Origin of the sequence: Microcoleus sp. Pol11C2 (assembly GCF_036701505.1) — a bacterium.
Lineage (GTDB): Bacteria > Cyanobacteriota > Cyanobacteriia > Cyanobacteriales > Microcoleaceae > Microcoleus.
The window spans coordinates 12,542-37,299 of record NZ_JAUBQX010000003.1; the positions used below are offsets into that span (position 1 = coordinate 12,542).

At 44.7% G+C, this 24,758-nt stretch carries 22 protein-coding genes and 1 pseudogene; 15 read left to right on the forward strand and 8 right to left on the reverse strand.

Annotation, left to right across the window (positions count from 1 at the left end; all coding sequences use genetic code 11):
* The first annotated feature begins 90 nt into the window (after window positions 1-90).
* The 10 genes from QUA42_RS02670 (at window position 91) to QUA42_RS02715 (ending at window position 7,632) form a co-directional block, all read left to right on the forward strand.
* The gene (locus QUA42_RS02670) at window positions 91-639 is read left to right on the forward strand and encodes a hypothetical protein (RefSeq protein WP_333134878.1); all 549 of its coding nucleotides are present in this window, start codon (window positions 91-93) and stop codon (window positions 637-639) included.
* Window positions 636-1,463 (forward strand): hypothetical protein, encoded by an 828-nt coding sequence (locus QUA42_RS02675; protein WP_333134881.1) that lies wholly within the window; start codon window positions 636-638, stop codon window positions 1,461-1,463. The genes QUA42_RS02670 and QUA42_RS02675 overlap by 4 nt, the downstream gene beginning before the upstream one ends.
* Window positions 1,456-3,408: a hypothetical protein gene (locus QUA42_RS02680; RefSeq protein ID WP_333134883.1), complete on the forward strand. Its 1,953-nt coding sequence runs from the start codon at window positions 1,456-1,458 to the stop codon at window positions 3,406-3,408. The genes QUA42_RS02675 and QUA42_RS02680 overlap by 8 nt, the downstream gene beginning before the upstream one ends.
* Window positions 3,408-4,937: a hypothetical protein gene (locus tag QUA42_RS02685; protein WP_333134885.1), complete on the forward strand. Its 1,530-nt coding sequence runs from the start codon at window positions 3,408-3,410 to the stop codon at window positions 4,935-4,937. Before QUA42_RS02680 ends, QUA42_RS02685 begins: the two co-directional genes overlap by 1 nt.
* 199 nt (window positions 4,938-5,136) lie before the next feature.
* Window positions 5,137-5,451 (forward strand): hypothetical protein, encoded by a 315-nt coding sequence (locus QUA42_RS02690; RefSeq protein ID WP_333134886.1) that lies wholly within the window; start codon window positions 5,137-5,139, stop codon window positions 5,449-5,451.
* A gap of 28 nt (window positions 5,452-5,479) precedes the next feature.
* Entirely contained in the window at window positions 5,480-6,076 is a 597-nt protein-coding gene (locus QUA42_RS02695) for a hypothetical protein (RefSeq protein WP_333134888.1), read from the forward strand.
* Between the two features lie 85 nt (window positions 6,077-6,161).
* Complete coding sequence (locus QUA42_RS02700; protein ID WP_333134890.1) at window positions 6,162-6,518, forward strand: hypothetical protein; 357 nt, start codon at window positions 6,162-6,164, stop codon at window positions 6,516-6,518.
* A 16-nt stretch (window positions 6,519-6,534) separates the two neighbouring features.
* On the forward strand, window positions 6,535-6,816 hold the full coding sequence (locus QUA42_RS02705; protein WP_333134892.1) for a hypothetical protein: 282 nt from the start codon (window positions 6,535-6,537) through the stop codon (window positions 6,814-6,816).
* A 181-nt stretch (window positions 6,817-6,997) separates the two neighbouring features.
* The gene (locus tag QUA42_RS02710) at window positions 6,998-7,210 is read left to right on the forward strand and encodes a hypothetical protein (protein WP_333134894.1); all 213 of its coding nucleotides are present in this window, start codon (window positions 6,998-7,000) and stop codon (window positions 7,208-7,210) included.
* Window positions 7,198-7,632: a hypothetical protein gene (locus QUA42_RS02715; RefSeq protein ID WP_333134896.1), complete on the forward strand. Its 435-nt coding sequence runs from the start codon at window positions 7,198-7,200 to the stop codon at window positions 7,630-7,632. The genes QUA42_RS02710 and QUA42_RS02715 overlap by 13 nt, the downstream gene beginning before the upstream one ends.
* Window positions 7,633-7,991: 359 nt before the next feature.
* Here QUA42_RS02715 and QUA42_RS02720 read toward each other — a convergent pair whose 3' ends face one another.
* From QUA42_RS02720 to QUA42_RS02730, 3 genes are all read right to left on the reverse strand, one after another.
* On the reverse strand, window positions 7,992-8,261 hold the full coding sequence (locus QUA42_RS02720) for a prepilin-type N-terminal cleavage/methylation domain-containing protein (protein WP_333134898.1): 270 nt from the start codon (window positions 8,259-8,261) through the stop codon (window positions 7,992-7,994).
* A 574-nt stretch (window positions 8,262-8,835) separates the two neighbouring features.
* Window positions 8,836-9,324, reverse strand: a complete 489-nt coding sequence (locus QUA42_RS02725; protein ID WP_333134900.1) for a transposase — start codon at window positions 9,322-9,324, stop codon at window positions 8,836-8,838.
* Window positions 9,325-9,377: 53 nt separating this feature from the next.
* On the reverse strand, window positions 9,378-9,575 hold the full coding sequence (locus QUA42_RS02730; protein ID WP_333134901.1) for a hypothetical protein: 198 nt from the start codon (window positions 9,573-9,575) through the stop codon (window positions 9,378-9,380).
* 414 nt (window positions 9,576-9,989) lie between these two features.
* On the opposite strand from QUA42_RS02730, the gene QUA42_RS02735 reads away from it, so the two are divergent.
* Together QUA42_RS02735 and QUA42_RS02740 are read left to right on the forward strand one after the other, a co-directional pair.
* Complete coding sequence (locus QUA42_RS02735; protein ID WP_333134904.1) at window positions 9,990-10,307, forward strand: precorrin-6A/cobalt-precorrin-6A reductase; 318 nt, start codon at window positions 9,990-9,992, stop codon at window positions 10,305-10,307.
* Window positions 10,308-10,579: 272 nt separating this feature from the next.
* Window positions 10,580-12,115, forward strand: a complete 1,536-nt coding sequence (locus QUA42_RS02740; RefSeq protein WP_333134905.1) for an NAD(P)/FAD-dependent oxidoreductase — start codon at window positions 10,580-10,582, stop codon at window positions 12,113-12,115.
* Window positions 12,116-12,548: 433 nt separating this feature from the next.
* On the opposite strand, the gene QUA42_RS02745 is transcribed toward QUA42_RS02740, so the two are convergent.
* On the reverse strand, window positions 12,549-13,745 hold the full coding sequence (locus tag QUA42_RS02745) for a CapA family protein (protein ID WP_333134907.1): 1,197 nt from the start codon (window positions 13,743-13,745) through the stop codon (window positions 12,549-12,551).
* A gap of 63 nt (window positions 13,746-13,808) precedes the next feature.
* Here QUA42_RS02745 and QUA42_RS02750 point away from each other — a divergent pair, with 63 nt between their 5' ends.
* The gene (locus tag QUA42_RS02750; RefSeq protein WP_333134909.1) at window positions 13,809-14,786 is read left to right on the forward strand and encodes a hypothetical protein; all 978 of its coding nucleotides are present in this window, start codon (window positions 13,809-13,811) and stop codon (window positions 14,784-14,786) included.
* Between the two features lie 76 nt (window positions 14,787-14,862).
* A pseudogene (locus QUA42_RS02755) lies at window positions 14,863-15,423 on the forward strand (Uma2 family endonuclease).
* 116 nt (window positions 15,424-15,539) lie between these two features.
* On the opposite strand, the gene QUA42_RS02760 reads toward QUA42_RS02755, so the two are convergent.
* From QUA42_RS02760 to QUA42_RS02770, 3 genes are all read right to left on the reverse strand, one after another.
* Entirely contained in the window at window positions 15,540-15,935 is a 396-nt protein-coding gene (locus QUA42_RS02760) for an SH3 domain-containing protein (RefSeq protein WP_333134911.1), read from the reverse strand.
* Between the two features lie 81 nt (window positions 15,936-16,016).
* Entirely contained in the window at window positions 16,017-17,810 is a 1,794-nt protein-coding gene (locus tag QUA42_RS02765) for an N-acetylmuramoyl-L-alanine amidase (protein WP_333134913.1), read from the reverse strand.
* A 169-nt stretch (window positions 17,811-17,979) separates the two neighbouring features.
* Window positions 17,980-19,665, reverse strand: coding sequence for an NAD-binding protein (locus tag QUA42_RS02770; RefSeq protein WP_333134916.1), 1,686 nt, complete (start codon window positions 19,663-19,665; stop codon window positions 17,980-17,982).
* A gap of 320 nt (window positions 19,666-19,985) precedes the next feature.
* On the opposite strand from QUA42_RS02770, the gene QUA42_RS02775 reads away from it, so the two are divergent.
* Window positions 19,986-20,642, forward strand: a complete 657-nt coding sequence (locus QUA42_RS02775; RefSeq protein ID WP_333134918.1) for a COP23 domain-containing protein — start codon at window positions 19,986-19,988, stop codon at window positions 20,640-20,642.
* A gap of 89 nt (window positions 20,643-20,731) precedes the next feature.
* Here QUA42_RS02775 and QUA42_RS02780 read toward each other — a convergent pair whose 3' ends face one another.
* Window positions 20,732-24,682 carry a cobaltochelatase subunit CobN gene (locus QUA42_RS02780; protein ID WP_333134921.1) on the reverse strand — a complete coding sequence of 1,317 codons (3,951 nt, stop codon included), beginning with the start codon at window positions 24,680-24,682 and terminating at the stop codon, window positions 20,732-20,734.
* Window positions 24,683-24,758 lie beyond the last annotated feature (76 nt).

The following is a 24,758-nucleotide window of genomic DNA, read 5'->3' on the forward strand; positions in this document are numbered from 1 at the left end:
TTCCGCAACTTCTTAAGCTTTCAGGAAGTAGACGAAGCCCCCCAACTTGATATTTACACTAGATATAATTAGCAACTTATTAAAATTATTATGGCGGATCATACTGCGGGGGCGGGAGCTTCTATATCTGGAAAATCTTATGCTAATCCTGATGGGGCAGCAGCTAAAGAGCGCTATGTATACGGCATTTTGGGTTTGCTGGAACAAGAAGAGAATAATTTAGTAAGAATTGCCGAAAGAACCGATCGCATAACGATTACAGCAAACTTATCCACAAAAACGGCTGCTATCGACTTGCTACTAAATGTCGGGGGAACCAACGCAGTCGGAGGGAGTACGAATTACACCGCAGCGCACTACCTTACTGGCAGCCTATTCACCAGCGGAACAGGTGGCGATAGTACCGCCGCCAATTTAGCTCAAGCGGCTATGGAGGGCGTGATTGCCCTCAAACTCCTAGAGCTCGACCCCGCACGGAAGCTTAATCCCGAAAAAACAGTAATTACGCGCTGCACTCACACAATGGCTTCCAGCGGTGGAAGTAATGCCACATTTAGCGCGCTGCTGGAATTCCCGATCGAAGTTATCACCTTACCCGGTGGCGGTTCTATTCTCGAAGGAAAGGTATTTTTAAATTGAGTGAAAATCAGCTAGAGAATACCAGAACGTTTAGGCGCAGCATTACTAGCGCAGATGGTACAGGAATTATCGAAATTCTCAACTGCGGCACTGCTTTTGCCGAATACGATCCTTTGGCAGTTTCCTATTATTTAGGAAAAAGCTTTTACCTTGAGGCTTTGAGCGGCGCTATATATTTGCCTTCATATCAAGAAGCTCCCTACCCTGATATCTACCCAGAAATGAACGCAGCAGAAAAAATTGCTGCAATGCTGGCCATAGAAAAGGATTACCCGTTTGTTGGGCTGAGGTTTCACGCCAGAAAAGGGAGCGGCGCGTGGTCAACTCTTGCAACTGCAAGGTTGCAAAATAAGGGACGGGAAACCACAATTCCTTTTGTTATTCCCTATTTGACAATTAATCAATTAAAGTTACTAAGCCCCGATGACAGCCTTGGCATTTCTATTATTAATTACGGACACGGTGTGCTCGGATTAGGCGACTATATAAATCTTGAAGGCGATTTTAAATTCAGCTTAGACTTAATTGCCAAACCGCAAATTCGGACGACTGGCAGTGCTGTACCTTATGGAATCGATATTCCATCTGGAGCGCCAACTCGCTTCCGCACGGCGAACCAAAATCGAGCAATTTTGTATGCAACGAATACAGGGAATACAGATATCTGGATTGCGGGAAATTCCAGCGTTGCTGTCGGCAGCGGAATTTTCTTAGCCCGGAACGGTGGGGGCAACCTGACCGAGCAAACTCTGACCGGAGAACTCTGGGCGATCGCCGACGGCGGCCCCTCTCGGCTTTCAGGAATAGAAGCAAGTTATGTCTAGAGTAAGTCGCACATCTGGACTCTCGCCATCGGCAACAAGGGGGTCAAGTGCGATCGATCTGGGCAAAGATAGCGGCGTAGACATGGGCCGAAAATCTCAGCCGAGCATTAGCAGCGGCGGCATCGGAGTCACTCAAGAAGTAGGAAGCATTGGTGGTATTGGGATTGAGCTGGGCGCTGCTGTTGAAGTGAGTCCGCTTGGCATTGATATCAGCGGAGATCCTTCAAAAGGAACTGTTGGAATTGCCGGCAGCGCCGAACTTCCTGGAGGACTTTTAGGATTGAGCGGTGGCGTAAAAATCGATACAAATACCGGAGAAATTATTGGCGGATCTATTGGCGGCGAAATTGGAGGATTAGGAATAAATCTTTCCTCCGACGAAGGGAATATCGGAGTAGAATTCACGCTTCAGATTCCGTTTACCCCAATTGAATTAAGTTTAGGATTGCGATTCCCCGAAACGAAAAAAGACCAAAAGCCGAGTGTGCCTACTGTTAACAAAGGGATTGGCTTTAGTTATTCGGATTTGAAATTAACTTTAAATCCGAATTGCGTTTACCACTTCATGCTTTTGCTAAAGGGTTATAAAAAAGAATTTTACGATTTGCTAGATCCCAACTGGCTACTAGAAGGAAGATGGAGAGAGGTAACCTTAGTTTTTGGGGAAGGTAGCACCTATATCGAAAAAATTAATCCTTACAATCCAGTAACTAAATCTTATTCAATTACTATCAACGCCAATCCCCCTCCTGATAGGATATCGTCCCAATATTGGTATTGGCTTAACCGACCGCAATACCAAAGGGAAGAATCACTGGAAACACGGGGAAATATTTGTACTCCGGCAGAATTCGATTATTACATGAAAAACTTTTATTTACGGCAATGGCCAGAAAAAGCTATCAGTATTGTTGCAATGCCTATAACTTGTAACGGTCAACCAATGCCCAGAGATGTGCCACCAGTTCCCGAGACTCCTGTTTTTGCTCCTTTTCCAAACCCACCACCCCGAAAAATTATGGATACTTGCTGCCAAGAAAATCTCAAATTTTTAAGAGCAATTTATACAAAATTGGGGCTTGCTAGGTTTCCGGGAACATTGCCTGAAACTATCATCCAAGAAATCCCGAACGAAGGAGAAGAACCCGCAGAACCGCAGCAGGTGCCAATTGTAGACTTAGTAAGCCTGCTTGACTGGCAATTTAGGCGCGATGACGAACGTTGGGGTCAGTGGGTAATACAAATCGATGTTAAAGATGCTGATGTTACGCAAGAAGGCGACCAGGGCAAACAAGTTAAATTTCCCAATTTAGCAGAATCTATTGCCGAAATTGAGGGGCAAATACTCTCGCTTACTACAAATGTTGATGCTTTAGTAGCTATCACAACAAAGAATTTAGTTGAATCAGGATTAGCTCGACAAGAAGCCATTAAAGGTTATTTGGCGTCAAAATCAATCATTAAGTATATGGCATTTAAAAGCACAGAAATTGACGTTACTGTGCCTTCTTGTTTTACCCCTGGCGCTGAAACAATACACGAATTGATTGCGGAATCAGAAATCCATTTAAAAGGAATGGATTACACAGAAAAAGAAACTTTGCGCGATATCTTCTTAGATTTGCTGCAAGCTGCTGCGGTAATTCGTGCGGTACACTGGCAAAGAATTGATACCAAGAAAGACACTAAATCTCAACTTTTAGGGATTTTAAAAGGAAGTCTCGACCTCGCAAATTCTATTAAAAATCCAACCAAGCCCACAGACGGCGAGCAAAAACAAAATCCATCTCAAAACTTTGAAGATTTTCTCGACAGTGCAGAAAGTGGTTTTACAAATATAACGGGGATTAGTGACATACAAAACCCCTACGGAAAGACTCCAGACCGCCGGCCGAGGATTAGACAAATCGGCGACAACATTTCACAGGCTGGGGGTGACAATTAATGGCAACTGCACAAGCAATTCCCAAAATAGGGATGATTCTTAAAGATTTGGCATCGCGAAAAATTCGGTCAAGTTCAACAGGCGGTAATTTAATCCGAACGTGGTCTGCAAGTGCAATCACAACTCAAAATAATGGGGGTTTTTTAGAGACTGTTATCAATGGCGCTGTTAGATTTGGGAATTTTTTAATTTCAGCAATCACAAGCGCAATATCTTTTAGTTTTACTAAGTTGTGGAGCTGGATAGTATCTGGCGTTCAGTTTATTTACAATTTCAACTGGAACATCTCAGATACTGCAATTGATAAGCAAATACAAGGTTTGTGGACTTCCTTTGGAGGAATTTTGGGGGGTGCTGCCGGAAGAGCGATCGGCTGGCTCGGCTGCGGTGTAGTGCCAGCCGCTGCGGTTTTTAGTTTCAACCAGTCGCTGGGTACGCACTTATTGAAAGAAGTCGGCGAGCAAGCGCTAGACGAAATGTTAGACGCCGCTAGCGAAGTTATCAACGCAGGATTCCGTATGGGAACTCAGGCAACTTTCCTTTGGCTCTACAAAGATGTGCGACGCGCGCTCAAAGACCCAAACAGTATATTCGGGCAAGGGCTGCGGGCGGTGTTGGGTTCCAAAACAGTAGACAACTGGGGAACCGGGGAAAGTTGGACAATCGCCAAAGCAGTCGAAGAAACCGTGGAAAAAATTCCCGACGTTTTCTGGCGGAATTTTACCGAAGAAATGATCGAAGAAGGTTCAGAAGCTTGTATCGAAGCGGGTTTTGCCGTTGCCGGCGGCATTGATGCTTTTCTTGCTCAGCAAGCGATGCAAAATAATTCGGTACTTGGAGCCGATCGCACTGTCGAAATTACCCCCGACCGCAGTGCACCTGACGAGCGAATTGTTCTTAGCGGTTCAGAAGCTGTGCTGAGGCCGACAATTGTTAGCGTTTTAGCGACACACCAGATGCTCGGTAATCGCGATGTCGGAATTTTGATAAATGGTATGCCGACAGATAATTACATCACCCCCGGCGTTCAAGAGCGGCGCTTGCTGATTGAATTTCGAGAAAAACCAGCGCCGCCGTGGAAAATGCCATCAGGTAAAAGGGCCCGTTGCCGAGAAATCACTGTATTTGACGTAAAACGCGGTTTGACGTGGGAAGAAATAAAATTTGCTGCTAAGCAGTACACCAGCGGTCAGCGGTTGGTTACAGCGCGACTCAATAGTGGCCATCAAATGCAGTGCAATGCCAGCACCGAAAATGAAGGCCTTCAAAAAATAAAAGAATTGCTAAAACTTTCGACTGCTGAAATATTACCCAATGGAGTTCGCGATTCGGGCTACACTGACCCAACACCTCGTCGGCGTGCGCTCCCTTACTTGGTTTATCCTTGTAAAGCCGTGCTGACTTGGAAAAAGCGAGCTAGTGACTTAGAAGGGCGAGAAGATATCGCAGGGAATATCTGGGAAGAACAGCGCATAGAGATTGATTTGTGGCCAGAGAGAGAGCCATCAAACCTAAAACCGTTAGGTTAATTCAGACTTAACAAAAATTAACATCTTGCAAGATTCACCTCTAAAGTTTTTTGCGGAACCCTAGGGTTCTACAAAAAACTTTAGAGGTGAAACCTCCACGGGGTAAAGGTTTTAGCTGTTGACAGGTCAATGCGAAAAAATTAAGGTGAAGTTATCGAATAAGTCCGCAAGATTTTACCCATCAATACCATTTACACAAATGAACGACATTACTTTACAAGAATTGGCTCAAGCTACTGAAGACGAAGCGCTGCGCGCCTGGTGGGAAAAGTTAGATATGCCCGTTGACTTCACTCTTAACGAATTTCTTGTCAAAACTCTAGAGGCTGCTTCGATTGCGGCAGCACAAAAAAACGAATCCCTATCACCGGGCGAGAAAATTTTAGGTTATCCGCCGGCAGCAAACGGTGCGATTGCTCGTACTGGCTCCAATCAACTCTTTTTCCCCCGAACGAGCACAGTTGTTTCACGTGTAGTGGTAAATCTTGACTTGGCCACTCCAACTGTAGGGTAATTTCTAAAAATAAAAGGAGATAAATCCTATGGGTCGATTCGCTTTTCTCGTTAAATATACGGCAGTTGGACAGACAGGAACAGGAACAGATCCTTATCGTACTAGCTGTAGTTGCATTGAGAGAGTTGCCAATTTTCTTGATATTAAAGGTCTAGTATACACCCCCAGCGAAGGCGATTTGGTAGACCGAGCCGCATATAGTCGAAGTGTTCCAAAACCTGATGGAACTTTTGCCGATGTTGCTGTTGCAGAAGGTAAAAGAGTTTACCTCGCCAATAGTCGCGCTGGAAGTAAGAAAGTTTTTCTAACTACCGGACTGAAAACAACAAAAGGTACTAAAAGACAACTTTCGATAACTTTTCCATCGTTTTTGTCGGTTGCACAAATTGCTGACGCTCTGGGCGAGTTGATACCTGCTACAAAAATTGCTACTACTGGTACTGTAGGTGTTGGCGAAATTGAGCCTTTTTTTAGTATTGAAGGTGGTCGAACATATCCCATTATGCCTAAAGCTGCTGCTGTTGCTGCTATTGCGACCGCTGTAGCAATTACTGAGGCTGAACAAGTAACAATTACTACGACTACAAAAAGTCGTAAGAAACGCAAGGCCACTACTACTCCTTAATAACTTGCAAATAGAAATTGTTAACCTTTATTTGAATCGTTTTCAATTTCTATTTGGTTAAGTTGATTTTCACTGAGCCACATAAATGCCGCTGGATGACGAAACTAACTGGCAAACTATTTACAATAATTTTCACTCAACATCTGATACAACCCCCATTGGCGCAATATTAATACCAGGGACTTTTACTCAACATACAATTAGAGCTTATGCAAACTCTTTACCAGCTAAAGCTAGTTGGTGGCTTGCGGGGAACTTAACACAATTATTAGGAAGTAATAATTCACCTGATTTTGAAGCTTCCCGGTGGATGGTTCCACTCAAACGAAAAACATTGATAAAGCTTCCTCTTTTGACCACTCAATATCGTCTCAAATTTGAAGCGGCGCGCTGGCACAAAGAAATCGCGCTAGTGATTGAAATTTACACTGGGATTGACTAACTTAAAGTTTCAAACTGTGAAAAATGCAACAGATGTAGTGTCATTAATCGGGACGCTGCTGACATCCCTAATCAGCTTAATTGTGCTGTGGAACGTAACTAGAGGTATCCTTACACTTTTAGCAAATATTCAGCGCAAGCTTACGGTACTCAGAAGTTTGTATATAAGCCAAAGAGCCGAAGTTCGCGACATCCAGAATTATCTTAAAGTCCATCACGGGTATCATGTGCGAGGCGGCATCCACGAAATCCAAGACGATCTATTGAATGAATACAACAACGAAAACACAGGGTTTTAAGTGGATAAATACTCGTATCGCTTCACGATTGCCTCACTTAATATATCGGTGATTTTATTGGTTGGCGCGGGTACAACGTTAGTTTTTCAAAAAGAAAATGCTACACCGCTTATTCCTTTTTTAGCGCCAATTCTAACACTGTTGGGCGGTTTGCTAGTTTCGCCCCCAAAGTCGCCATCAAATGACTATAGACAAGGCTAAACAGCTTTTAGCAGTTGACAATCCTAACAAATCTCACTTGGTGGATTGTCTAGAGGATTTGTCGAAAGAGTATGGATACATACAGGGCATGACTATCGGGAATTTGCGCGACTTAGTATCAGGTCGTAAATCGCTTGCAGAAATTCAAAATTTAATTGAGCAAATTAAGCACAAAATAAAATGCACAAACTAATTTTCACAATGGATTTAGCTGAATCCCTTAATCTAATTTACGGGAATTTACAGCTAATTTATCCCGATGGAAAAGCGATCGACTATACGGCAACTTCTGGCTGTGCGAATTGGCAGCGACCGGGCGACGAGTGGGTGAGGGGAAAAGGGCCCATTCCAGCCGGGCAATATGAAATTCCAACAGAGCCTTATTGGCTCGACACTCGCGGCATTGAAGGCCTCTTTTTTCACATAACGCCTGATCCTGTAATTTCAATTCACGGGGTGCGGGCGGAACTCGGCGTACACTTTGATGCCAATGTACCCGGTACTGCTGGTTGCATTGGCTTGACCACTGAGTTTGGATGGCGGCGTTTGTGCGATCGGCTCGCGTCGATCGCAAATTTGGACATAAAATCTCTGCCCCTAATTGTGAAGTATTGAAATGCGCTATATGTAGTGTTGCTACGAAGCTGCGTTAACACTACGTATAGCGTTGTTAATCCCTGATAGGGTTTTAGGTGCGTTGCAACAAGATTTTGTGCTCAAGTTCGTAGCACCTGCCATGCTCGTTTCAATCCCTGGTAGGGCTTTAGGTTCGTTGCAACCGTCGCCGCATTGAACATCTCAAGCAGCTTGCTGTTTCAATCCCTGGTAGGGCTTTAGGTTCGTTGCAACTGCTGGCTTCTAAGATGCTTTATATATAAGGTTTTCAAGGTTCGTTTGCGTCTAGTCCTGGGAGTGGCCGGCCTTGGCCCAGTGGTGTACAGTACCTGTGTCGCCAGCCATTAGAATTATATCATTCATCTCTGGGGATTTTTTCCTACTTCTTCTTTGAAGCTGGCTTGCCATGAAATTTTATCGCGTTTGGCGTTGCTGTGGGCAAGTTCCATTGCCCAATAAGCTCGATCAAGCGATAGCTTTAAACGGTGGTTGTTGATAAACATTAGCCAAGAGGGGGCGACGATCGCACTAAATATTCCTATGATTAAAATAATTATCAATAGCTCTATCATTGTAAAACCTGCGGCAGGTGTAGTGGCTCTGCCTTTTAGCGTTTTATTTTTTGACACGTAGATGCACTCCCTGATATTTAGCTGGCCCAAAAAACAGCTAGGAGGAGCTATTTTTTATTGGGTATATTTTAACTTTGGGTTTGGCGAGTGTGTAGATCGGTATTTACTGAAAATTTATGCGACTTTAAAAAAACTGTGAGTAAGGAAACGGCAGTCAGGAAAGGGTAGTGCGGTTTCCTTACAGCAATCTTGTCGATCGCCCGATCACACCAGAGCGCGAAGGTATGTAGGGAGCATCTCACTTTTGCAGCCAAGCTAGAAATTGGAGTTTTGAGGCAGGAGGCAGGAGGCAGAAGGAAAGGCTCTCCTGAGTTTATGGCATAAAATCTAGCAATCAATACAGTTAGAGTGATGAATTTTCATTTAGACTCTCGATGAGACTTGCCTGGAGTCAAGGTGGAAACTTGTCCTCAACTTGAAGGACAAATTTACTTTCGACGCTCGTGTTGTAGAGTCAAGAATAGTTTGTCCTCACTGTGAGAATTATAGAGAAGAACTCCATCAGAATCTTGCGGATTTCAGGGCGCTCGCGCGATCGGATATACAGCCTTTTCCGCTGTTATGAGGTACACTAACAACAATCAGTGAACCAATTTCTTAAATGGTTAGGATTCATCAAATTGAGGGCAACTGCTATTATCCTATCAATCATTGCTGAGGTCTTGGGAGCAAACCTTAGCAAAAACGATTTAAGATGTGACCACCACATTTCAATAGGATTAAAATCGGGAGAGTAGGGGGATAAACAAATAACACTTGCACCTACGCTTTCACTCATTGGTACAATTGAGGTGATTTTATGAGCTGGTAAGTTATCCATCACTACTACCGCTCCTGGCCATAATTGAGGGCATAAAAACTTCTCAATAAATACGGCAAATGCTGAACCATCCATTGAATCATTTATTGTCATTACTGCCAGAACTTTCTTCAGACTAATTGCGCCAATAACTGTGACTTTAGACCCTCTATAAAATGGCTTGATTGCGGCTACTCTTGTCCCTACCTGTGAACGAGCATGAGTCCTAGCCCAACCCAGCATAATACCAGTTCCATCCAAGAATACTAGGTTCTCGACCTCAATTTTTTGGATTTTTTCCTAATACTCAACTCTTAACTTTTGCACTCTTTCTGTTCCAGCTTCGCTACTGTACCATGTTTTTTTTTACGATGGAGTCCTAATTTTTGTAAATACCGACACAGTGCCGTCCGACTCACCCAATTTCCCGTTCGCTGTAACAATAATTCAACCAAAGTAGCATCGGGATACTCGGCTACTAATGCTCTGACTTCTGCTTCTGCATTAGCCAAATGGCTGAATCGGGGTTTTCCCCTCTTTTTTGGAAGTAAGTTTCCCTCAGTTTGCTGTTGCTTGACCAGTTTTTGAACCCAACTTTTAGTAACACCAAACCGACTGGCTACTTTTCTCGCTTGACATTTTTTCTACTAAGTGCGCTGTCACTATTTTTGAGCGCAGGTCGAGGGAATAGGATTTCATTAGCTTTGGCTGTCAGATATTCCAATTATCAATTGTACCTCATAACATCGGAAAGTGCTGTAACGATTGCCCGGTTAATTTTAGGGAAACGGCACTGCGGTTTCCTAATTTCGGGTAAAGGGTAAAATCAAGCGGATCGGATGTAACGATCGCCGGATTTGTAGGGAAACGCCAGTGCCGTGCCCTGATTTCGGGTAATATCGTTTTCCCTGACGCACCATACATCAGTGACTATTTGGTTTTTGATGCCGGCGATCGATCATCCTGTACTAAATACTCCTGTACCTAACGGTAAATTGTTATTAGCAAGAGGATCTTTTTCATTGGAAGATGAGCGGCAATTACTATTAGAATATCAAATTGATACAATTGTTAGCAAAAACAGCGGCGGCGGTTCTACTTATGCTAAAATTGCTGCGACTAGGCAACTGAAAATTCCGGTGGTGATGGTGCAGCGGCCGCAGATTCCCCATGTTGAGCAGGCTGCTGATGTTGAAGGGGCGATCGCTTGGTTAATTAAGCAGTTATTAGTTATTAGTTTTTAGTTACATTTTTAGGGCTATCTGAATGTGCCAGCTCGCCTCAACTGAGGTTGTAGCAGCCAGACTGCAAGGATTCCTCTCCCCCAAGCGTCTATAACCAACTAAGCTACTATCAGCAGTTGGGGTTAAGGTCGCGGATATGACGGGGTGACAACGCCTCTGTCTTTTTGAGAGCGCTCAATTTAAACCCTTCTCATTGCAAGGCTTTCCGGTTTTTTGTCACTCCGTCAGGAGAACTACTCTAATAACCCTACCCAATCAGGAGACTCAAATATATGCAATACAAAAACGGTATGCCAATTGCCATTATTGGCGCGGGAATATCAGGCCTTACGACAGCCAATATTCTCAAGAAAAATGGTTTCCAAGCAGTTGTTTTCGAGAAATCCGAAAAGATTGGCGGAGTATGGGCACTTGCATACCCAAACGTACACCTGCAAAATATCAGGGAACAGTATCATTTATCTGATTTTCCCTGGCCATTCACCCCTGATTTACATCCCACCGGAGAACAAATCCTGAATTATTTGGAGCAAGCGGTCAACCATCTAAAGCTGGATGTGCGGTTAAATCACCAAGTTATCGAACTAAAAGAAACAGAAGATGGGTGGCTATTAAGATATAAAAACCAGGATGGCGTTCACGAAGAATTATTTGGATACGTCGTTATCTCAGTTGGGCAATATACAGAAGGAAAGTATCAACCTGAATTTCCAGGTATCGAAGATTTCGGCGGGAAAATCATCACTGAACGGGATGTCCACACGCTTGATATATTTGATAATCAACGAGTTGTAATCGTTGGCTTCGGAAAGAGCGCCTTAGACATGGCGACTTTCGCAGCAAAACAAGGCGCGCAAGTAAATCATGTATTTCGTACACCGCGCTGGCTTATCCCCGAATGGATTTTGGGCGTACATTTTACCTACGCATTATTCAGCCGCTTTGGGACAGTGATGATGACAAGTTGGGCACATCCAACCGCCATTGAACGTTTCCTGCACAATCGCCTTGGCTTCATTGTTTCAGCTTTTTGGGATTTGATTGCATCCATCTTCCGCTTTCAAGTTCAACGAAATGTTTCTGGAAAAGGTCAAGATGCCCAGGGTCGAATCAAAGCTGTACAACCAGACCACAAACTATTGCCTGATTTACGTTCAGCCACAGCGGTTGCGCCTGAAAATTACTATCCGTTTATTGCAGAAGGAAAAATCTCGCCCCACCGTGCAGAATTATCTGGTTTTTCGCGAGAATCAGTAAAGTTGAAAAATGGTTGCGAGATTCCATGCGATTTAGTCGTTCTATCTTTGGGTTCGCAAACGCCGATTTTTCCATTTTTGCCTGATAAATATCGAAAAATGTTAGAAACCGAACCCGATGGCGTGCAGTTATATCGCCACTTGCTTCATCCTCGCATTCCTGGCATTGCCTTTGCCGGGTTCAATCATGGATATATGCACGTGCCAGCAGTCGAGATCGCCACACAATGGCTGTGTGCTTACTTGGGCGGTGAACTTGAGTTGCCTTCCAGCGAAAATATGGAAAAAAGTATTGAATATATCCGCGAGTGGAAACGCGCAAATATTCAATTTGAACCTTCGCGCTCCTGTGCGATCAACACTCGCTTCCAACAATATATTGACATCATGCTTAAAGATATGGGTGTTTCTCCTTATCGAAAATTGCCTAACATTTTCGCTGAGATATTTGGCAGATATCAACCATCAGATTATCTTGGCGTATCGGAAGAATACAATCACAAAAAGAAAAGTCGCTCTACTCCACTACACCCTCTTCCGTTGGATACTTAATTGCTTCCAAAGCTTACCAGGGGTCAATTGATATCAATTCCGGTTGCACCGGAATTATTGTTGACTGTTGACTGTTAACGGGCGGGTCGAAAAACTGAATGAGAGTTGAGTATTGACTGTTGATGAGATTTTACGCCCGACGATGCTAGCGGAGTTGATAGGACGCGCTATTCTGCTGCCCATTTCGTACTGATTGGAAAGGATATCCAAGCTTAGGTAAATTTATTTGCTGAAGATTCGGCATTGTTCGATCGCCCAAATCTAAGTTTTCTACCCAAAATTTGAGGAGATTCTTAGCATAATTGCTGATTGACAAATGCTTCCCTAGCTTAAGTTGTTACGTTACCAATGGGCACTGCCTGGGGATACAAATCGGTCGGCTAGGCTTCCAATTCCCATCACCAATGCCCAATTCCCAATTCTCAATGCCAAATTATTTGGATTTTTTCGGACTATTCAAAGAGTTAAGATGATTGTTCATATCCTGCAAATATTTTGATAATACAGGATACTGTGAAGTTGCTAGCAGTGCATCTTTTTTGTGACTGACAGTTGTTTCTAACGGCAAAACGCGATAGTTCGTTTTATTGTTCTGAGTATAGCGGTGTACCCAAGTCGGAATGGTTTTGATGCTGGTAATTTCTGTGGTTTTTTCGGGAAATGTTTTGCGAATATTTACTTGCAAAATTACGCCTAAGTCTGTATATTTTTTATTTTGACCGGAAACAAAGTTTCCCATTGAATAAATTGCTACAGCTTTGCGGGTTTTACCATTTTCCCCTGAAAATTTAAAAATTTTGTAAGGTTGGACGACGTGGGGATGGCTGCCGAGAATGATGTCTGCACCGGCTTTTAATAGGTTTTCCACTAATTGTTTTTGTTTGCTGTTTGGTTGTCGCTCATATTCATTGCCAAAATGGAGGGAAATTGCGATAATATCTGCTCCTTGTTTTCGGGCTTTAGCAATGTCTTTGACTATCTTTTTTTCGTCAATTAGGGAAACTAAGTAATCTTTGCCTTTGGGTATGGGAATGCCGTTTGTTCCGTAGGTGTAGGCTAGCAGGGCTAATGAAATGTTGTTTTTGGTGCTGATTAAAGTGCGTGAAGCTTCGGTGGCTGATGTGGCTGTTCCTGTTGAGGCAATTTTGCGATCGCTCAGATTGGCGATCGTCCTAATTACTCCTTTTTCTCCACGGTCTAAAGCATGATTGTTCGCGGTTGTCAATATATTAAATCCGGCTTTTTTAGCAGCATCCGCTAATTGAGCCGGTGCGTTAAATAGCGGATATCCCGTATATCCGCCCGCATCTTCACCCGCTAAAGGTGTTTCGAGATTTCCGATCACCCAATCGCCTGTTGACAGGATACTTTTAACTGGTGCGAAGAAAGTGTCAAAATTGTATGTTTTCTTTTTTGCGTCGTAGCCCGATCGCGTTTGGGTACTGTGCATCATGATGTCGCCGACAGCAATTAGTGTTGCTTCTTCGATCTCAGACTTTGGTTTGGGAGGAACAGGGGCTGCAATTGGCGATCGACTTTCTGTAGACTCTGTGTTGGTTTGTGGCGTTTGGATATTGCAGCCTGCGATCGAAAGCATGGCAATTACCGAGAGCAACCGACGAAAATTCATGATTTTTGAGAGTGATTTGTCGGCTTATATGGTATCATAACTAATTTAGTTACGGCTAAATATATGAAAAAAAACTATCTAATTCTTGCCTTGATTGTTTTTGTAGCAATTACGGGTTTTGGGGTTTTAACTTACGCTCAAACTTCGGGCGATCGACCTTTTGAATTTGCCTTGATTGGCGATTTGCCCTACAGTGCGGAACAGGAAGCAAAATTTCCGAGTTTGATTGCAGATATCAATCGATCGCCCGCAGCGTTTGTCGTCCACGACGGCGACATTAAAAACGGTTCTAGTGTCTGCGATGATGCAACTTTTGTCAGCCGCAAACAGTTATTTGACAATTTTGAGATGCCGTTTATTCTTGCCTATGGTGACAATGAATGGACGGATTGCCACCGTTCAAATAACGGCAGTTACGATCCAGTAGAAAGACTCGCTAAACTGCGGGAAATCTTCAACCAAGGTAATCAAAGTTTGGGAAAGCGCACCTTAACTCTCACCCGTCAAAGCGAAAACGCGCAGTTTGCTAAATTCCGCGAAAATGTTCGCTGGATTTATCATGGCGTTGTGTTTTTCGCGATTAATATGCCGGGAAGCAACAACAATTTTGGTCGCACTCCCGAAGCTGATCGAGAATATGCCGATCGCAATTGGGCTAACTTAGCGTGGATCAAAGAATGTTTTGCTTTAGCCAAACGCAGCAACAGCAAAGGAATTGTGTTAGTTGCACAGGCAAATCCGGGATTTGAATTCGATCCGACGGACAAAAAAAGAAGTGGCTACAACGATTTTATCGCAACTCTGGAAATAGAAACAGGCAATTTCCCAGGGCAGGTTGTATTCGTCCACGGCGATACTCACTATTTCCGCATCGATAAACCTTTACCCCATTTTACCGATGAGACTCAATTACCGAGAATGAAAAATTTTACTAGAGTTGAAACTTTTGGTTCTCCAAACGTGCATTGGTTGCGGGCTTTTTATGACCCAGAAAATCCTAATTTGTTTGAGTTTAAACAGCAGATTGTTCCGGAAAATTAGGTGAGATAGCACCCTTTTCATGCAAGATAAATATTTTTTTATTACACGGGAGATAGTATAATCGAGGAATTTATTTATGACAATCGCAACTGAGCGCCTCACCCTGGAAGAATTTCTTAAACTGCCAGAAACTAAACTTGCTAGCGAATACATTGAGGGGGAAATTATCCAAAAACCGCTACCCACAATAAAGCACAGCCGATTGCAATTAAGAACCTGCAACGAAATTAATCAGGTGACGGAAACTCCCAAGATAGCTTATGCTTTTCCAGAGTTGCGGTGCACCTTTGGCGGTCGCTCGATTGTTCCAGATATTGCGGTACTATTGTGAGAACGAATTGAATTTGATGAGAGTTGTGAACCGTTGGATGATGTGCTAATTGCACCGTATTGGGCGATCGAAATTCTCTCGCCCCAACAAAGCTCAAATCGCGTAACTCAAAAAATCATTCACTGTCTGCAACATAATTGTCAGTTGGGGTGGCTAATCGATCCAGACGAACGATCGATTTTAGCATTTTTGCCCAACCAACAGCCGCAATTCTGCGAAGGTAGCCATGTCCTTCCTGTGCCCGAAATGATTCCTCTGAGTATCACCGCCGAACAGGTGTTTAGCTGGTTGAGAATGCAACAATGAATCAGGGCGATCGTCTTTTTTGTACTACTTTTAAAAATTTCCTGGTTTGGTTGCTAGTGAGGACTTTAGTTTTCATCTCAACTAAGGACTGAAGTCCTTACTAAAAACCAAATTCCCTATTGTCGCCACCTGTCAAATTGGTCTTCGGAACAGCCATTAATAAATTGATTGTTCACCCAACCGTCAAGGATTGTCAAAGTTTCATTAGGAGGATTTCCCGAAAATCTGGCCGCAATTTTCACCCAATTACCTTGTCTGCTGACAGCCCTAACTCCGTCTCCCCTTTTCAATTTAGCTACAACCGCGTACTTATTGCCTGGGCCTTTGCGAATGTTAATAGCGCCACCTTCACCTGTAATAAACGAGCATTGAGTTTGCTTTTTTAAAGCTTCGGCTTTTGCGGGAGAAAGACTTTGCTGCTTGCCGAAAACAGGAAAGCTGTAAAGTGAGAAGCTAAAACTTGCAACGACGGCTGCAATAAAAAAGGCTTTTGATTGAGTAAAAATTAGCATTATTTCATTTCCTTGGATTGGCCGAACTGAAGTCCTGACTATGATTTTTTAGAAAAAAACTTCAGTCGTTACTACTAACTATTATTTGACAGAGGCAAACCATTCGGTAACACCTTGAGCGATGGCCTCGGCTAACTTCTTCTGTTCTGTCGGATTCACAATCCATTCAAACTCTTCGGGATTGATCATAAATCCCAATTCCATTAAAAGAGATGGAGCAACGGCAGGACGAGTCATGGCTAAGTTGTTCCAGAATACACCATAGCTCGGACGGTTCAACTTGGCAACTAAATAATTGTGCAAAAACATTGCCAAACTGTGCGCTTGCGGGTGAAACCAGAAAGCGCCGACACCTTTAGTCTTAATGGCGTCGCCGTTATCCGGCAAAGCATTGTAGTGAATTGAAATTGCGATCGCAGGTTCTTCTTTTTGAATCATTTCCACCCTTGGTGGCAAATCCAAATCGACATCTTCTACCCGCGTCATTAGCACATTCGCACCCCGATTTACCAATTCTTCGCGCACCAATTTCGACACCGTTAAAGCTACTGTTTTTTCTCTAATCCCCACTGGACTCACAGCACCTCCATCCTCCGGCCCGCCGTGTCCCGGATCGATGAGAATCTTAATTCCCGACAGCGGCTTTGCTTGCGAATTTGGCACCGCGCTTGTATTGGCCGGCGGGTGTTTTAAAGACAACACTAAAGTTGTGCCGTCGTATCTCAACTTATAGCCCCACTGTTGGGCGGATTTGAGATTAAAAGTGTATTGTACTTGCAGCGGCGATATTTGTTGCCATTCCAAACGCGAAATTACGGGGTCATCCTGGATGCGAATAATGTCAGTTTGAGCGGTAGTATTGTACAGAGTTAAAGTGAAAGTGCGTTCTCCTTCTTGCACAGTGACTGGGACTGGTGTTTCTAAGGGAAATAAGACCTCTGTCCAGCCGGAAACTTGACGCGAACTGGCGCTGCGAATAATCGATCGCGGAGGCACTGAATCCTTGACAATTCGCACTTCTGATGCTTTAATCCAAGCACCGTAATCGAGTCTGAGCCATTCTCCCTCGCGCCCGATAACTGTTGCTCGCGTTCCCTTCGGCAGCGGTGTCATCCGAGAATAATCTGTACTCGCCCCAGTTCGGGCAACTCCCGGTTCTGCCGTTACTTCTGCTACTTCTAAATCCGCCGGAGAGAGAATAGAAATTTTGCCAGTACCTTGTTGGCTGATAGTTTGATCGTTCATTGTTAGTTCAAACGATGGCACGCCTAAATCAACTGTTTCTCCCTTAGATGAGAGGGCGTTATCAGGGGTTTTACCGCAGCCTTGATACTGTTGGCTGCCGCCTTTTTTGATCGGGGAGTTTTCACCTAACAGTACAGATTTGTTGTCGGGTAGTTCGACTTGCGATCGCGCTTTTAAAGGAATAGTAACGCCAGCCAATTTTACCGAAACTTGAGCATTCGCAGGTGCGATCGCCCCAAAGCAAATATATTCTCCCGGCAGACTCGCGACATCGACTTTCGGCGTCAGGGAATCTTTAGCAAAAGCCAATCCTACAGGGGATTCCGGCTGATTCGACTCGCGTGTCACCTTAATTTTGACTTCCTGATTTTCGTAACGCAAGGTAAAGAGATTTTCGCCAAGTTGCAGCGGAAAAGTCGGTGCGAAATGCCCGGATGCGGTGCGCGAAATTTGGTTGCCATTTACTAACACTTGTCCCGGTGCGGGCGCTGTGCCGATTAAAAAGATGCGATCGGCTGTAGTTTTGTGGTTGGCTGGAGGATAAGAGACGAACAAAGGTTGAGCCGCCACAGCTACAGAGGCGATCGCCATTATCACCCCAAACACACATAATGCTAAAAATTTTCTCATTCTAAACCGCAACTAATTGAGACTCTGTTGGTTATTTATACTAGAACTTGGCCTAAGAAACCGGATTTCAGAGGATTAGCCGTAAGTCCTATTTACTATACAGGGCCCATTTTATCAGGTTTGTAGTTGCAATTGAGCGATCGGCAAAATAAATTACCGCATCAAACCATTAAGTTTTAATTAATTCCGAGGTCGTTCTCCACAGTTGATCCAACCGATTCGCCGGCATCGTCAAATACAAAACATCCCCCGTACTCAAACAACAATTGAGTAAATCCCAGCCGTGGAGAGTTTGACACTTAGTTTCCACATAAAGAGGCACAAAATCAGCAGACTTAGCAGCATCTTGAATGCGCTGGCCGCAGAAAGGATGGTTTGGCGTAATCAATGTGGCCAAGCAAACCCAGAGACTATCAGCAGTCATTCCGTTACCCAAAATTCTGCCTCCAATCGCCGCCGCCGCGAAAGCAGGAGCCGCCAATTCCGTCGGGTTCAAAACTCCTTCAAACTCAAAAACTTGCTGCACCATCAAAGCAAAATGTGGGTCTTGATTGCGGACAATAACCGATAGTTTTGGTGCCAATCCTTTAGCGCTCAAGGCAATTTCGACATTAGACATATCGCTGCTAGTTACCGCCAAAAGTGCTGCCGCTTGCTTAACATTAGCAGCTTCCAGAGTTGCGGGCAAACTGGCACTTCCCTGAATGACCGGAATTTTCATTGAGCGAGCCGTGCTCAGAAATCGGCTGTTCGGATCTTGCTCGATCGCCACAATATCATAACCGTTAGTTTGCAGTTCTTTGGCAATTTGGATGCCAATTCCTCCGAGCCCGCAAATAATGTAATGATGGCGCTGCGGAACTCGCGCCACATCCCAATATTCGGTAAAGCGAGTTCCCAATACATAATCGTTGAGCAGTGCGTAGCAGATGCCTATGATGCCGGCTCCAACTAACATCATGACAACTGTAAATAATTTAATGCTTTCGGGAGCTTGTTCGGCTACTTTTTCATGGCCTCCGGCTCCCGTAATCATCCCTACTGAAAAATAGAGAGAATCGACAAGTGAGATATTATCATCAACACAAATATAGGTAGCAGTAGCAACGGCAATCATTGACAGCAGGGTCAATACAACAATTACTGCTGCTTGGCTGTGCTGCTGAAATCTGTGCAGCCTAGTTAATGTTTTTACCAGTTTTTGAGTTAAAGTTTTTTGGGGGCTGTGGATAGTCGGCTGAGTGGCAACAATTAGTCGATCGCCCTGCTGACACTGCCGATCGGCAAGCACCGCCGATACTAAATCAGTTTTGTTAGCAGCGGGCAGATAATAAATCAACATTCGCGATCGATCGTCCCACAAATCGCTCAGTTTGCGATTTTTCCAAGGATGTGTTTCATCGATATATTCTTCGTGAATCGGCCAAGTGCGATCGAACAAACGCAACTGTCCGATCGCCTGACTTCCGAGAGCTGCAAACGCAAAAACCGGAGCCGCCAACGATGAAACGCTCATGGAAGTGTGATCGGGCAAAGTGTGGTCAATCCTGTCGCCCAAGCTAGTATTGAACAATCTGTTGATGATGCGAATCTGAGGATTGAGAATCCTCGCTTGCATCAAAATTGCCAAATTCACAGCATCATCGTCTGCTGCAATTACTAAAGTGTGGGCTTTTTGAATGCCAGCCGCCAACAAGGTAGAAGCTGCTTGCAAATTGCCGACAACCACATCAGAAGTTTCGCCGCGAATTGGGCGATCGCTAATACCGATCGCGATCGCTCCTTGCTGTCTCAACAAACAAAAAATCTTGTGTCCCGTGTGGCCCAATCCGCAAACAATGATTCGAGGTTTCATAAAAATTTATTTGCCAGCCAATTTCGGAGCTGTCCTTGTAGTTTTACTTACTATTGTTGACTCTCGTGGCTTTGCAGAATGTAGCTAAAAAGACTATCTAGGATGTTTGTGCCGCAGCGCTATCGAAGTATTGAAACAAGAACACCGCAGAGCCGTGTCTCTACAGCCGCGTTCCCAAGTTTTAAAACAATGACACCGCAGTGGCCTGTACCTAAAGATATGAGGTGCAATAACGTAATTTAATATTTGAAAAATATCCGGGTGCGATAGCCCACCAGCAGAAATTGAATAGGTAGGGACACAGCCCTGTCCCTACAACTATGACTTCCTACATAAATTTAGCTGCCTTAGCGGCAGGAGTTATTATGAAATTGACTGCACCCTTATTAGCATCCGCTTTAGTGTTCGCCGGTACTGTCGCCTTTGCAAGCCAAGTGCAAGCAGCTACCAGCAACTCTGGGAATACCACTAGAACAACATTTCAGTGCGTTACTTCCGGTCGAAATTTTGTCACAATTGCACGGCGGGGAAATGTCACGACAGATCCAATGATTCTTTGGAAATCTACCGAGTTCGGCCGCGAATATACACCTTGGCAGCGGTGCCAAATTGTTTCCAATAGATTGACCAAAGCTGTTGCCCAGAATGGCGGAAGATTGAGCAACTTGCAGTTAACAACAGGAATTGTTAATAACTTGCCCGTAGTTTGTTACGTGAACGGACAGGGGCGCTGCAACTCTCAAAATCTGCTGTTCACCCTAGACAAGCGAAATGCTAAAAATCCCGGTCAAGCTTTAACGAGATTGATTAATTTTGCCCAAGACGGCAGCGGGCCAGTTACAACGTTCAGAACCGGAACTCAATCGTCGGCACCGCAGTTTGTTCCCTTTGGAGATATGGTCGATCGGGCTTTTAATTCTCCAAACAATAAACCGTCAGTTCCTGTAACAAAACCGGAGGGCGATCGGGGTATTTAATAGCCGCGCCTCTAACTTGCACCTGAAAAAATTGGAAACTATTGTGGGGTGGGCTTCTAGCCCGCCCCTAAATATTTAGACTAAAAAAACTATACTGTCACCCCTTCAATTTTCTCATCAGTCAATTCGTACAACTCGCGCAACTGCTGCAATTTATCCGCATCCGGCAGCCAAAAACCCCGCCCGTTAGCCTCCAACATTCTGCCGACAATATTGCGAAAAGCTTCAGGATTTGCCTCGCGCAACTTCCGCGCCATCTCCTCATCCAAAGCATAAGTATCAGCGGCCTGATCGTAAACCCAACTATCAGTAAAATCAGCCGTTCCGCCCCAACCAATTAATGCCGTCATCCGCTGCGAAATTTCATAAGCGCCGCCAGAACCTTGATTGACCATCGCGTTAGCCCACTTAGGATTTAGCAACTTAGTTCGATATTCTAAGCGCAGCAAATCTTCTAAATTGCGCGGAGTGGTATCCTGAGAAAAACTTTCTACAAAACTCGTGTTAACCTTTTTGCCGCGCTGCTTTTCTGCGGCTTTCTTCAAACCGCCAGTATTCGCATAATACTCTTGAATATCAGTCAAACCGTATTCAACAGAATCAATTTCTTGAATTATGCGATCGCACCCTTGCAACAACTGAGTCAAAACCTCCGGCCTCGCTTCCCCCTTATCCTTCCTCCCGTAACTAAAAACATTGCGGCTTTCCCAAGTTTTCCCCAACTCATCCCCCGATTCCCAACTACCATCAACAACCCTATCGTTAACCAAAGAACCAAAATCCCCAGCCGGATTAGAAAACAACCTTGCCGAATAATTATGCACACCTTTTGCCTGCAAAATTAAAGCGTGTTTGCGAATAAAATTCTCCGACTCCGGTTCATCAGCATCCGCAGCCCGCACGAACAAATCATCCAACAACTCAATAATATTCACAAAGCTATCTCGGAAAATACCCGAAAGATTTCCCAACACATCAATCCGGGGATGACCGACATCAGCTAACGGTTTTAATTCATAGCGAACAATGCGGCCAGTTCCCTCCTTCAGAGGTTCAGCCCCCACCAATTCCAGCAGAATTCCAATAGATTCGCCCCGCGTTTTAATCGCATCCAAACCCCACAACATCACCGCCACAGTCTCAGGATAATTCCCATGTTCCTCAACGTGCTTCTCAATAATTTTCCGAGCAATTTCGCGCCCCCTTTCATAAGCAGCGGGAGAAGGCATCCGATAAGGGTCTAAAGCGTGAATATTCCTGCCAGTTGGCAACACCCCAGCCCCATCCCGCAGCAAATCCCCACCCGGTGCAGGCAGAATATATTCCCCATTCAAACCCCGCAAAAGATTAGTTAACTCATCCGTCGTTTGGCACAACAAATCCCGCACCAATAACCCCTCCTCAAAAGCCCCACCAAACCCCTCTTGCTCTTCCTCTCTGCGCCCTCTGGGCCTCTGCGGTTTGTTTTCTTCAAAAACCAGTTTTTGCACCTGTTCCTGTGATAACCTCTCCCCAAAATAAGCCTCAAGATAAGAGGTCATTTCCTCAGAACTAGGCGGTTCCCCGAGAACGTGCAAACCCGAAGAAAACAAGCGACATTCCACCACCTGCAAATACTCGTAAAGCTTCACCAGATAGCGGTTAAAAGCATCAGCACTGAACATTCCCACAGTTTCAAAAGTAAAAGCAATCCCCAACTTGCGAGCCTCATCAAACGGACAATCAGCCTCCAAACCGCTATCTAAAACTTTCTTGCAAATAGCCTCTTTCAGCACATAATTCTTTGCCGTATCTTCCCGATATTCCGCAATCAAATCCCGCAAAGCCATCAATTCCTTGTACAAGCCAGCGCGACCGTAGGGCGGCACGTTGTGAGAAATCAAAACACCGTAACCGCGCCGTTTGGCCAACATCGATTCCGAGGGATTATTGGCAGCATAGATATAAAGATTCGGCAAACTTCCCAACAAAATATCCGACCAAGAATAGCCAGTATTTCCCAGAGGAGATCCCGGCAACCATTCAACAGTGCCGTGCATTCCGAAGTGAACCACAGCATCAGCTTGAAAATCATTTTGCAGCCACTTGTAAAAAGCAGCGTATTGAGGGTGAGGCGTCAAATCGCGATCGAACATTAAGCGCATCGGATCACCCGAAATTCCCAGCGGCGGCTGCAAACCTATCCAAACATTCCCCAGTTGAATGCCACCGATTTGGAACTCATCGCCCTCTGTCTTAATGCCCGTACCAGTTAAAGATTTCCACTGTTTTTCGATACGACTTGTTGACAAATACCCCAGCCACTTCTCCAGCTTTTTGACATTAACAGTATTGCCCAACCCTCCCCTCCCATCTGCGTTCATCCCCGTTAATCCGCCCCCATCTGCGGTTGCAGCCTCATCCGCCTCTTTCACCCTGCGAATTAACTCCTCCCCGTCAGCCGGAATTTCTCCAACTGTATAACCTGCTGCTTGAAGTTTGTGCAGGAAATTTAGCAGCGATTTCGGTACATTTAATAAAGCAGCCGTACCCGCCGCCCCGTAACCGGGAGGAAACCCGTACAGAATAATCGCAATTTTCCTTTCAGATGGCGGAGTTCGACGTAGTTTCACCCAATTGTTAATTCTACTTGTCAGGCGTTTCGCGCGATCGGGAACCAGATAAATATCCTCACCCACCAAACCGCCCAGGGGAACAGGATCGATCGCGCCATCCAACTCAGGCAAAGCATACAATACCACACTTTGCAAACCCCCAATCCCCTGACGAGTCCAAGAATGGATATCCTGAATCAGCAGAGGTGCGGACACAAAATAAGGTACATTTTTAGCAGTTAAAATCCGCTTAGCAACTTCCACCTGCCTTCCACCCTCCATCGAACCAGCAGGCCCGCCAACCAAAGGAAAGCCAATAGTAGAAACAATCGCATCAACTTCCACAGCATCTTTAGAAAGCGAAAGAGTTTCAATATTGCCTTGTTTTTGCCGCGCAGTTTCATCAGCAGTCGTCATCCAATCCCGCACCGCCACATGGCCTTCAACGCCATTGATAAAAATCGGCAAAGGCACAATTCCCGCATCTTCAAAATAGCGAATTAATTGAGGAATATAAGGCTGCTTGGTGATAACGTGCTTGCGGTAAAGTAAGATGCCCACAACCGGAGATTTTACTCGATCTGAATTTGCCAACCAATTGCTTCCAAATTTTGTGGAACGGGCATCTTGCCCGTTAGAAACCCGGTCTGAATTTTCAGACCAATTCGTCTCAAATTTTGTGAAACGGGCATCTTGCCCGTTATAACCCTTTCTATCAAGATGTCTGGCCTCTTTTGTGAAACCGGCATCTTGCCCGCCCCTAGCACTTTGATTACCGAGATACCAATCCAAATATTGCCGAGGCGATTCAAAATAACCATTATAATCTGGATGCAGCAAACCCATATTTGGAGTTTCCACAGGCGGCGGAATTTCTGCAACCTTCAGCCCCAAATACTTTTCGGCAATAATCCAAAACATCGAGACAACATTATCTGCCCCGCCCGCATTCCAGTAACCATAAATAATCAGCCAGTTACGCAAATCTTGCACTTTTTGCACCGGCACATATTTTAATAATTTCGGCCCAACCTTCAAAAAACTGATGTAACCAGCCAGCTTATCTTCTTCTCGCCCATTGCTGAACTTATCCAGAATAAACTTAACCGGTTTCGGCATTCCCTTCGGCTTGTCGCCAATTTTAAAAGCGCCGATTTGAGTAAGACTCATCAATTCCAAAGCAGACTCAAAAACCAGGCGAATCGGAATATTCTGCACCCTTTCCCGCAGCCACATTACCGCATCGTAATCAAACAGCAAACTCCCGAAAAACACATCAGCATTCGAGAGGGCGGCTGCCACAGCGTCAGGTTCGTCTGCGAGGGCGCGATCGCTAAAAACCCGCACTTCCAATCCCTGACAGCCGCCAACAGCCAACTCAGCCGCTTTCCGGTACAAATCAGCATTAAAAGATTCAAACCCTGCAATTAAGACAATGCGTTTCACAGCCCTACCTCGAAATATTTGCTTCTTTTAATGATAGACTAATTGCAGAAAATCACAGGCAAGATGCCTGTGCCAC